This is a genomic window from Parendozoicomonas sp. Alg238-R29 (assembly GCF_947331445.1).
Classification (GTDB): Bacteria; Pseudomonadota; Gammaproteobacteria; order Pseudomonadales; family Endozoicomonadaceae; genus Sansalvadorimonas.
The window spans coordinates 21193-31896 of the sequence record NZ_CAMZOG010000057.1 but is presented as its reverse complement, the minus strand read 5'-3'; the positions used below and the strand labels follow the sequence as shown (position 1 = coordinate 31896).

General features: G+C 47.4%; 7 protein-coding genes. 1 reads left to right on the top strand and 6 read right to left on the bottom strand.

Annotated features, from left to right (window positions below; all coding sequences use genetic code 11):
- Positions 1 to 132 precede the first annotated feature (132 nt).
- The 5 genes from QMA35_RS14220 to QMA35_RS14200 form a co-directional block, all read right to left on the bottom strand.
- Positions 133 to 516 (bottom strand): LysR family transcriptional regulator, encoded by a 384-nt coding sequence (locus QMA35_RS14220; protein ID WP_281647820.1) that lies wholly within the window; start codon positions 514 to 516, stop codon positions 133 to 135.
- A 511-nt stretch (positions 517 to 1027) separates the two neighbouring features.
- Positions 1028 to 4057 carry a hypothetical protein gene (locus tag QMA35_RS14215; protein ID WP_281647819.1) on the bottom strand — a complete coding sequence of 1010 codons (3030 nt, stop codon included), beginning with the start codon at positions 4055 to 4057 and terminating at the stop codon, positions 1028 to 1030.
- A 73-nt stretch (positions 4058 to 4130) separates the two neighbouring features.
- Entirely contained in the window at positions 4131 to 4628 is a 498-nt protein-coding gene (locus tag QMA35_RS14210) for a dihydrofolate reductase (protein WP_281647818.1), read from the bottom strand.
- A 57-nt stretch (positions 4629 to 4685) separates the two neighbouring features.
- Positions 4686 to 6146 (bottom strand): tRNA uracil 4-sulfurtransferase ThiI, encoded by a 1461-nt coding sequence (thiI, locus tag QMA35_RS14205; RefSeq protein ID WP_281647817.1) that lies wholly within the window; start codon positions 6144 to 6146, stop codon positions 4686 to 4688.
- Positions 6147 to 6245: 99 nt separating this feature from the next.
- Positions 6246 to 7514 (bottom strand): hypothetical protein, encoded by a 1269-nt coding sequence (locus QMA35_RS14200; protein ID WP_281647816.1) that lies wholly within the window; start codon positions 7512 to 7514, stop codon positions 6246 to 6248.
- Between the two features lie 474 nt (positions 7515 to 7988).
- Between QMA35_RS14200 and glnA the strand changes: the two genes are divergently transcribed.
- Positions 7989 to 9395: a glutamate--ammonia ligase gene (gene glnA / locus QMA35_RS14195; RefSeq protein ID WP_281647815.1), complete on the top strand. Its 1407-nt coding sequence runs from the start codon at positions 7989 to 7991 to the stop codon at positions 9393 to 9395.
- Between the two features lie 61 nt (positions 9396 to 9456).
- Here glnA and QMA35_RS14190 read toward each other — a convergent pair whose 3' ends face one another.
- Positions 9457 to 10695 (bottom strand): SGNH/GDSL hydrolase family protein, encoded by a 1239-nt coding sequence (locus QMA35_RS14190; protein ID WP_281647814.1) that lies wholly within the window; start codon positions 10693 to 10695, stop codon positions 9457 to 9459.
- Between the last annotated feature and the right edge of the window lie 9 nt (positions 10696 to 10704).

Genomic DNA, 10704 nt, shown 5'->3' with positions numbered 1-10704 from the left:
CCTTCGCAGCGAGGGTCAGGAACTTTGGCGAGAAAGGCTGTCAGGGGCTGATACTGCTGGGCTTCCATGCTGAAATACGAGTCTGATAAATGGGAATCAGAGACTACTACAAATTATGTGGCTCGATGGTACCTATTTGATGCAATTGCCCTGTGATGACTGCCGCATCGAAACCTCCCGGTATAACCAATCTGCCAGAGCTTTAATCGCAAAAGAACTATAAACATGAAAGCGGATATGGGTATGAGCTTCGTCGGTAATCTGCCCTGTGGCTATGGATAGATCCCTCAAAATGCGATCCACCTCTGAGAAATAGTTACGCCCAATCTCAGTGAGTTCAAGCTTTCTTCCACTCCGAAAAAGAAGAGACTCTCCCAGATAATCTTCAATCTGCCGCAAACGATGACTGACAGCACTTTGGCTGATATTTAACTCCTTTCCGGCGAGAGTCACACTGCCATTGCCTGCTACTGAATCAAAAGCTACCAAAGCTCTCATGGGTGGAAGTGTACGCATTTCCGATACATCAAATTAATTCACAGGTTGTCAAAATTGATCATTTTTTCATACGACAGTATTCAAACAATATCAGTTTGCTAACGTGAGGTGAGTTGTAATAAGAGGAAAAAATCCAACCCTGTTTGCGATTATTTTATTAATTGCAGGGAACCAGTTTGGTGTTTTGTCAGATGCTCTGGTTAAAGGACTTGGTTTTGAAGGACTATTAATACAGCTGCTATTTTATCGCCAGCTGATGTCCTCAATTATTTTTCTGCCTATCTGGTTAAAGTTTTGGGTTTCATGGGTGTGCTTTTCATGTGTGTGCTATTGTGGCGTATCGGCTGGCCGAAGCGGGCTCTATTTGCAACGCAGAGTACACAGGACTTTTAGGATCAATGGTTCTTGGAGTACTTCTTTTTCAGGAATGACCAGACATTTACACCGTGGTTGGCGCGATGCTGATAATCCTGCCTTTAATCTATGCAGGAAAATCTCGAAAAACAGAATTACCACAAGGGAAGTTGACTTAAGTTGTCGCCGCTGCGACGGGAACACCATGCCCCAGGTCATCCACTTCCTGACGTCGCAGCCACTCCCCTCTTATGGTTTCTTCATAGAAGGTTCCAACTGAGCCACTCATCAGCTCCTGCATTTGTTGTTCAAGATACTTACGTTCCAAAATCAACGTGGCAGTTTTAATCAACTGCTCCTTTTTATCTACAAACATCGCTTGAGGGTCAGTGAGTGCCTCAACATCTTTATTCAAACTATCGTGAGCGGCCCGCAGTTTTTTCAGCACTCTGGGAATCTGCTTGAGGTGCTCACACCCTTCGCTGCGAAGTGCCCGAAAATCTTCCGGACCCAGCTCATCAACTTTGGCATCAAAAGTAACCTGCTCACCAAGCCTTTCCTTATGGATTCCCAATACTTTCGTAACCTTCTCTTTGATCCTTTTAGTCTTTGATTTTTCTCTGGCATCATCAGCGGCCTGCCTTTCAGCTTCTTCTGGGGAGAGCGGTTTTCTCCGGCTTTTTATTATTTTCTTTACCCGCAAGCGGTTGCGGCAGTTGTTAATAAGGTTCAAAGTTTGCCCACCAATAAATGAAGATATCCAGTAAGTACCGACTGCCGCCGTAGGTACAGGAAGGACATCAACCTGCCGCGGTAGAATTCCTGTCATAATCCATAAAGCCCCCGCTTTAAGAATCTTGCTGGCATTCATAATGATGCTTGTATAGACGAAGTGTCCTACGGCTTTTGCCGTATGCTTAGCGGCTTCACCAGCATGGGATGTTAACCAGTTAACTCGACCTACAGCGGCAGAAGCATGAGTATCAGTCTTGGAAGGCGCCTTTAGTCTTCCAAGATCTCTTAATAATAATTTTCCTGATTTCCGACCATCTTTCGCTCCGCTATGAACAAGCTCTTTGATCCATGCTGTCTGGTTTTTCTGGGCAACTCTTGCCGTTCCTTTCAACAGCAGCCGATTAGCAGCTTCATTGAATATTTCAGCCTTTTCAGCATCGGTCATATAAGGCTCACCAGCTTTCCTTGCTCTGTTCTTCTCAGTTTTTGAAAAAGGGCGCCATAATGTCAGAAACTGCTTTTCAAACTCCTGCTCAAACGTAGAGATGTCGGTGACAACTTCCACCATCATTTTTCCCATGTCTTTATAGCTTTCGCCCAGTTCCGCTGTACGCAACTGCTGCATGACCTGATAGCGGCGATATTCAATCTGCTCACGGGCACTTTTATTAGCCTTGGCTTTCAGTTTTTTCAGCCCCTGAAGATCTTCTTTCAGATTGAAATAAGAGTTGTAGCAATCAACAAGACTCTCTTCAGAAACCACATGAGCAATACTGCTATGAAAGCTGTCGCGCTTACTGGCATGATCCGGCTCTCCAGCCTCATCATATTTCCAAAGCTTTCTTCTGTGCCATAGTTCCTGCACTTTGTTTAAGCCAAACTTGGCGCCAATAATCACCGGCAAACACAAAACTGCGCACCCCAGATAAGTAGCGCCGGCAATCCCCCCCGACATCAATCCAGTCACAATTGCCGTCACAACCTTAGATGTTGCCTGAACTGCAACAACCCGTTTATTTCTGGCAATCCACCGGACAATGCGCTTGTACATATCCTTGGTCCAGCGCAACTTCCAGCCACGATCGACCTTAGCCTGAATAGCCCAGAGTTCATCATAATCACAGGTGTAAGTAGTGTCTGGGCTAGGTGCCTCCAGTGCCGGTGGGTTAATAACAGTCAGTAGTTCGTTGTGTTCACTGACGGCAAACTTTTCATTCTCCTTCATCCCTGCCTGTTGCAGAAGAAGGTTTCGACTGCCAGGAGTTGTCTTCTGTGTTTTGTCTATAAGAGTGACAAGGTTCAGGTAGTTACGAACAATATCCCCCTGTCGCTCTTCATCATAAAGCCCAAGAACTCCTACCAGCTCCTGAAAAGTATCAATCGAAAGAGTCTTGCCAACCTCTACTCCCCGGCTGTTCAGGGCTGCTACCACCATTTCACGGGCTTTTTCCTGAGTTTCACCTTTCTTCCTCAATTCCCGAATCAGAAAATCGCGAACTTCTCCTCTGGCTGCGCGCCCCTGATCAAGTATTCGCCCAACAGTTATTTTCCGAACCTTTCTTGGCAGCCTGTCTCTCTCTAATACACTGCCGCCATCGGGAAAGTGCCCACCACCTCCACCACACGCAGTACTGACCTTACGCGTGTGTGCCTCAGCCAGCTTATCTATCGCATTTCTTATCTCCATCATGGGCTCAAGGTCGATATTATCTTCTTCAAGCATTCCATGAGTATTTTGTAGAGCCTTCATATACTGAATGGCATCCGCTTCTGTCATTCCTGCTTCTGTCACCAGCCGGTCTACATAAAAAGGAATTAAAACCCGATCCAGATAACCGTTGGGGAACTTGCGATCATCAGCAATAAATTCGTAGGTCAAACGTACCGGAGAAAGATTTACCAGATAATCAATGTGGGAAATCGTCTCGTCATCCAGATCACCACGTTTTTTTGTTAATCCCACCTTGCCGGACTTATCTTTTCTCAAAGAACAGGCACCGGCAAAATCCAATGCTGACGCAATTCGAAAACCCAAAGGGGTAGCCAGCTCATCACCCTCTCCAGATACACCAGCCTCTTTAAGAGAAAAAACGGTTCGGACAGAAGAAGGAGGTTGAACAGTCAGTGTGTGGAAACCATCGATATAAGCGGCAAGAAGTTTGTAATCAATTGTATTGGTGGTATGAAGGAAGGAAGACAGTTTATTGACGGCTCTTTTGGCGTATCCCTTCACGTAGTCATATTTCAGAAAACCTATGACACGGCCTTTCCAGGAGGATTCAGTGACTTTGATCATCCAGTCACCACTGGAGCCAGAAATATCAGAAATACGGAACTGGCCACCCTTCAGCTTATTCCGCTCTTCTTTACCGATAATCCGAGACAAAGAAACCCTGTCGGTCTTAGGAAGACCAACGGAAGACATAGAGTTTGTTTCTGCTAATCCTGCAGCACGACTTGTAGTCGGCACTCCCTGCTCCTGTTTTGCATCCCTCTAAAATAAAAAGGGATACAAAACAGTATAAGAAGAGAGTACGGACTCTTCAGACTCGATCCAGCACCAGATAGCTGTATTTCAAACCTTCGTCAGTTTCATGATCTTCACGGGCAGTTTCCTGCCACTGGCTGGCATTCAGTGTCGGGAAAAAAGCATCGCCCTCAAAGGATCGTCCTACCCGGGTGAGATACAGTCGATCAGCCTGAGGCAGAGCCTGGCGGTAAATCTGCTCACCACCAATAATCATCAGCTCGGTAACGCCATCAATCATAGCCACGCTCTCAGCCATAGCGATAGCTTCTTCGAGATTTCCAACAACCTTGACACCGTCATGGTTCCAGCTGGAATCCCGAGTCATCACAATATTGGTGCGGCCGGGCAGAGGCTTACGAAGAGACTCAAAAGTTTTCCGTCCCATAACAATGGGCTTGCCCATGGTTGCAGCCTTGAAGTACCGCAAATCCCCCGGAAGATACCAGGGAAGTTTATTATCGATGCCAATGGCATTGTTTTCAGCTACTGCGGCGATCATCGCTATTTTCATTATTTGTCCCTGACGAGCTATAGGCAGGCGCAACCGAAATCGTGCCTGCCATTCTGGTTATTTATTTTCGGGCTGGAAAACGGCCACGTTGGTGTAACCCTCATCACGCAGATGCATAGCATGAAGCTGACTCATCACACCTTTGTCGCAATAAAGCAGGTAATGACGCTCACGATCCAGCTCCGGGAATTTGCTCATCAAGTGGTAGAACGGAATGACCTCAATCTCACGGTCTTCCATCACCAGAGGTTTCAACTCTTCTTCCGTTGGATGGCGGATATCAATAATCACATCATTTTTAGCGATTGTATCAACAACTTCAATCTGCTCGCGGCTCAAATCGTCAGCAATGATATCTGCAATAGAAACAGAGCGGCGGTTGTCTACAGCAGAATCCAGCACGGAGAAATCAAAGAAGCTTTCTTCCCTTTCAATCTTTTCTGGTTTTGCCCGGGTTGTAGGCTTTTTGGAAATAACTGCACAGTATTCTGGAATGCTCTTGGCAAAATCTTCCGTTCCGATTTTTCTGGCAACAGAAATAATATCCTGCTTATCCATGGCAATCAGAGGCCGCAAAGTCAGGGTATCTGTTACAGAATCAATCACTGCCAGATTCGGCAAAGTCTGGCTGGAGACCTGAGCCACAGCCTCACCGGTCACCAGTGCATGGATATCCATAATCTCAGCAGTTTTTGAAGCCGCACGCAGCATCATTCGCTTGAGAATAACGCCCATCTGGCTGTTATCAATTTTGGTCAGAATTTCTTCAACCACACCTTCAAAAGGAATAGTGACAAAGCGTACCCGGTGAGATGCGCCGTAGCGGTTCCACAGGAAATAAGCCACTTCTTTAACAGCCAGTTCATGGGCATGGCCACCGAGATTAAAGAAGCAGAAGTGCGTGTTCAGACCACGCTTCATGGTTAAGAAGCTGGAAACAGTGGAATCGAAGCCACCGGAAATCAGTGACAGCACTGGATCCTGAGATCCCATAGGGTAACCACCAAGGCCGGGATGACGACGGGTCACCAAGAACCAGCGGTTATGCTTGATCTCAATTTCAACCTTAATATCAGGATTTTTGAGCTTTACTCCTGCTGCATCTGTACTCTGGTTCAGCTCACCACCGATAAAACGCTCAACATCTCCGGAAGTGAACGCGTGAGAGCCATTACGCTTTACCCGTACACAGAAAGTTTTTCCTGCCAGCAGGTCAGTAAAAACCGGACGTACCGTTTCCAGCATGTCATCCATTGAAGTAAGGGGATATTCAGCAACTTCCAGTGCCTGATGGATGCCAGGAATACATGTAAGGCGATCAGCAAGAGTGGCAATATCAGCAGGCTCGGCAAGACTGGTTTCCACCTCAACCATATCCCACTTGCCGGTCACTTCGAGAGTGTCATCCAGAGGACGGCAGACGGTGCGGATATTTCTGCGTAACTGCTTCACCAGTTGCTTACGAACCGGAGCACTCTTGATAGTGATTTCCGGGAACAGCTTGATTATAAATTTCATGGAGACGGAGTAGATCGGGCCAGATACAGATTAATCGGACATTATACAGAACTGCTCCGGAAACCAGCCAGCGGGAACAATACAACATGGCCTAATTTCTTACTCTGGCAGAATGCCTTCATCCACCTGAAAATCCAAATATTTACGAATCAACTTTGCGGTAATAACCTTCCGCCCCTTCAGCAACCCCCTGGATAATTCAGACTGTGTGAAGTTATCGCCGGGGCCACCATAGAACCAGTAGCCAACAATGTCCTGAGCAATAATCCAGGATTCAACGTCAACAGAAGTCGGTAGCTCTGATACGGGGTGCTCTTTGAACCAGTCAGTCATAAACTGCCCAATGAGCTCATCTAAAATCTCCTCCAGGGAAGAAGAATGACCATAGTGAGTCACCCGACCAGTGATATAGTCCTGAAGGGTACGGTTTCGTGCTTCAAAACAGATATCTCCCTTCCTGATGGCATCCCCAAAGAAGTCTTTCAGCGTTCCATTTGTCTCTGCTTTGGCAAACTCATTCCGGAAAGCTTTCAGGTATTCATGAATCCCCCTAATCAGAATTTCCGGATTACTGTTCCGGGGATGAAAGACCCAGCCGGTTTTTACAGCAAAATAAGGTCCCGGGTTGTCTCCTTCTCTTAGCCTTCTTTCGATCTCCGGTAAGTTATTTTCAATATGACAAATACTCTCCAGAGTCAGCACACAGAATTCATACTGACTCAGGGTTCCATAAGTTTGCCCAACCCGATCAACCTGCTCTAAAGCCTCTCTGAGTCCTTTCCAGAATACGGCCGGTGGCCACTTTCGGGTAATCGCTTTACCGATCCAGTTACGTACCGGTTCCCAGGCATGTCCGAAAACTAATCGGCCGCGTTTTAAAGCAGGCTTTCCATCAGAGTAATGAGGCGTTCCTCCCAAATGATCTTTGTACTCATCCAGTTTCTCCCGAATGTGCTGATCATTGGCTCTTTCAATTTCCGGCTCATCACTTAACAGCGCAGAACTTTCAACCACGCTCGCTTCAACAATTTGGTTCATCTGCTGTTGGGATAATGATTGTAAAGATTCAGGAATAACTTCCGGAGGAGAGTCCAGATCCGTTTCAGCTATTTCAACCACCCAGTTCTGAAATTCCCCTGCAATTTCAGGCAGCTCATCCGCTTTGCCCGAATCTACCTTTCGGGAATTCAATATCTGCGGGTTATCAGAGTTCAGCTGATCCGTGTCCCTCTTGGTAACCACTGAAGATTGGGCCTGAACCGTTTGCAAAGTTCTGTTGAAAGCCGGCACCTTTGACGTATCAGTAGACTGCACAATCTGTAGAGGAATATCCTGACGACCTGCTTTCTTGATTCTACCTATAGGCATTAGCTGCTCGGTTTGTTCACGCACTTCCTGAAGTTATCGACAGCCCCTTCCAGAGTTTGTAATCAAAGCAGCATATTCAAAACAAAGGGTGTAAACTGGCCGCGGCCTGCCGCAGTCAAATACGTATTTGCGCTGAAAAGGAGCAGAGCAGGCAATCTGGATGGCCGAGTGACCCAAGATGGTGCACAGGCATACCCTAAAGGCACAGGAATGGTGCACCAAGTAGAAAAACAAGAGGTGCACTGACCGTGCATCGGGCGAAAACACGGGCTCAGAGGGCGTCATTAATTTGGCACGCGGCTTGCTAATAGTTCTGTCGACGACAGTGATAGCATAACGCGAGTTTAGATGGTCTGCCGGATTTGCCCGAGTTGGCCGGAACGAACTGACAAAACCGCATATCCAGCACCACGCGTCCAATGTCAGGAAAACGTGGATTCAAGCGGTCGAGACAAACCCGAGGAATAGACAAGAATGTCCAACAAGACTCTTTCCCTGATCGAAGAACACGATGTAAAGTGGGTTGATCTGCGCTTTACTGATACTGCCGGTAAAGAACAGCACGTTTCTATACCTATCAGCGAAGTCGACAGCGAATTCTTCGAAATCGGCAAAATGTTCGATGGCTCCTCCATCTCTGGCTGGAAGGGCATCAACGAATCCGACATGATCATGATGCCGGATGACTCAAGCGCCGTTATCGATCCGTTTACCGACGAAAACACCTTGAACCTGCGTTGCGACATTATCGAACCTGCCACCATGCAGGGCTACGAGCGTGACCCTCGTTCTGTTGCCAAGCGCGCAGAAGAGTACCTGAAGTCCACCGGTATCGGTGACACCGCGTTCTTTGGCCCGGAGCCTGAGTTCTTCGTATTCGATGACGTGAAGTGGAAAATCGATATTTCCGGTGCATCTTACGAAGTAAACTCTGAAGAAGCTGCCTGGGCTTCCAACGAAATGTTTGAAGGTGGCAACACTGGTCACCGTCCTGGCGTTAAAGGTGGTTACTTCCCCGTACCTCCAGTCGATTCCTTGCACGACCTGCGTGCCGCTATGTGTGGCGCTACAGAAGCCATGGGCGTTCCTGTAGAAGTACACCACCATGAAGTGGGTACTGCTGGCCAGTGTGAGATCGGTACACGCTTCAACACTCTGGTTCGTAAAGCTGACGAAACCCAGATCCTGAAGTACTGCGTACATAACGTTGCTCACGCTTACGGCAAAACCGCAACCTTCATGCCCAAGCCTCTGGTTGGTGACAACGGCAGTGGTATGCACGTTCACATGTCCATCAGCAAAAATGGCAACAACCTGTTCGCAGGTGATGGCTATGCAGGACTGAGCGACGATGCCCTGTACTACATCGGTGGTGTGATCAAGCACGCTAAAGCTATCAACGCTTTCGCTAACGCTTCTACTAACGCCTACAAGCGTCTGGTTCCAGGCTTCGAAGCCCCTGTTATGCTGGCTTATTCTGCCCGTAACCGTTCTGCTTCTATCCGTATTCCTTACGTGAATAGCCCTAAGGCGCGTCGTGTAGAAGTTCGCTTCCCTGATCCAACTGCTAACCCTTACCTGGCTTTCGCAGCTTTGATGATGGCTGGCCTGGACGGAATCAAGAACAAGATTCACCCTGGCGATGCTGCAGACAAGGATCTGTACGACCTGCCTCCTGAAGAAGCAGCCGAGATCCCAACTGTTGCAGCCAGCCTGGAAGAAGCTCTAGCTTCCCTCGACAAAGATCGTGAGTTCCTGACTGCTGGTGGCGTATTCACCGATGATATGATCGATGCTTACATTGAGCTGAAGACTGAAGAGTGCATTAAGGTTAGTCAGACAACTCACCCTGTTGAATTTGACCTGTACTACTCCTGCTAATCACGGTTATAAAATCTTCTTAAACCTGAAGGGGCTGCCAAATGGCAGCCCCTTCTTTTTTTCAACCTTCCAATTTCAGTAATCGTTTGAGTTCTGCACGGTCTGGAACAACACTTAAAGGTTGTTCTTCAACAATCAGTTCATACAAGGTTTCCACCTTTTTCCGGTTGAAGCCAGAAGGCAGCTGGCAATCCGTCCAATATCCCCTAAGCCCCACCATAACACATATGTAGGTTGCAACATGTTCGTGGATACGGGTTGTCGGATGTATGGAATCCCAAAAGAAGTGCTCATCAGGATTGCTACAAACAGTCATACCGCCAGCATTATCGATGAAGACCTCTCCTGGCGCAGGACAACCGGTGATATTAATATTTGTGCACCCTCGATCCGTCACCGTAAAACCAAAACTATCTGCATGCTGAAAAAACAGCTTCATCGCGGAATAACTATCAATGAAGATAATCTTTACCTGCGGGTATCGAGCTTCAAGAGCTCTTTTAGCGGCGGTTACTCCACGATTGTGCTGTTTTACCAACTCTTCGATCTCACCGGTTTCACCACTTCCACGAAAACATGGAGTAAATGTCAGATCCGGTAGTGTCCCCCAGCCAATATGGCGCGCCCCGGCATTGATTAACCGCTGAATCATCAAGATCTGCTCATTCACAAGAGCATTTACATCCCAGTAACGGTTCTGATAATCGTTAGCACCAGATTCAAGAACGTACAAAGTTTCACTATCAAGGGAACGATGCAGCTTCAAATACCAGTCAACCACTTCAGAAGAGCTGGGCAACAACCACTTGCCAGTTCCGCCAACAAGATGCCTGAACCACTGATGCATGGATACAGATGAATTCTGGCTGAGTGATATCCAGGAGTTAACGAAATGATTTGTGGGAACAGTCCAGCTGCCTCCAAATGCCAGGTTAACCATTTCACTGGGGTTACTGGCATCCATGCCCAACATGTTCATCACCAGCTCTCCTGCCAGCGGGCCATTACTGAAACGCCCATGGTCATAACCTGGCGGAGGAATAACGGAAACAAGGCGTTTCATAGGCAGCCATTCCCATCCAACACCAAAGAGCTCATCGTAAAACCAGGGCTTTTCCCCAACACCATTGAGATAACGGGTGAGTTCCCAAGTGTTACCTGTATCAGCGAGGCTATCTCCAAAAATCACAACCCGTTTTATCTGAATAAGGTCATTCTCCCCAGGCTCATTCCCATCTGCACTGACACAAAAAAAGCAAACCCCGAGAATACCTAAACACCGCAACCAAATCTGCCCCATTGGCGTACC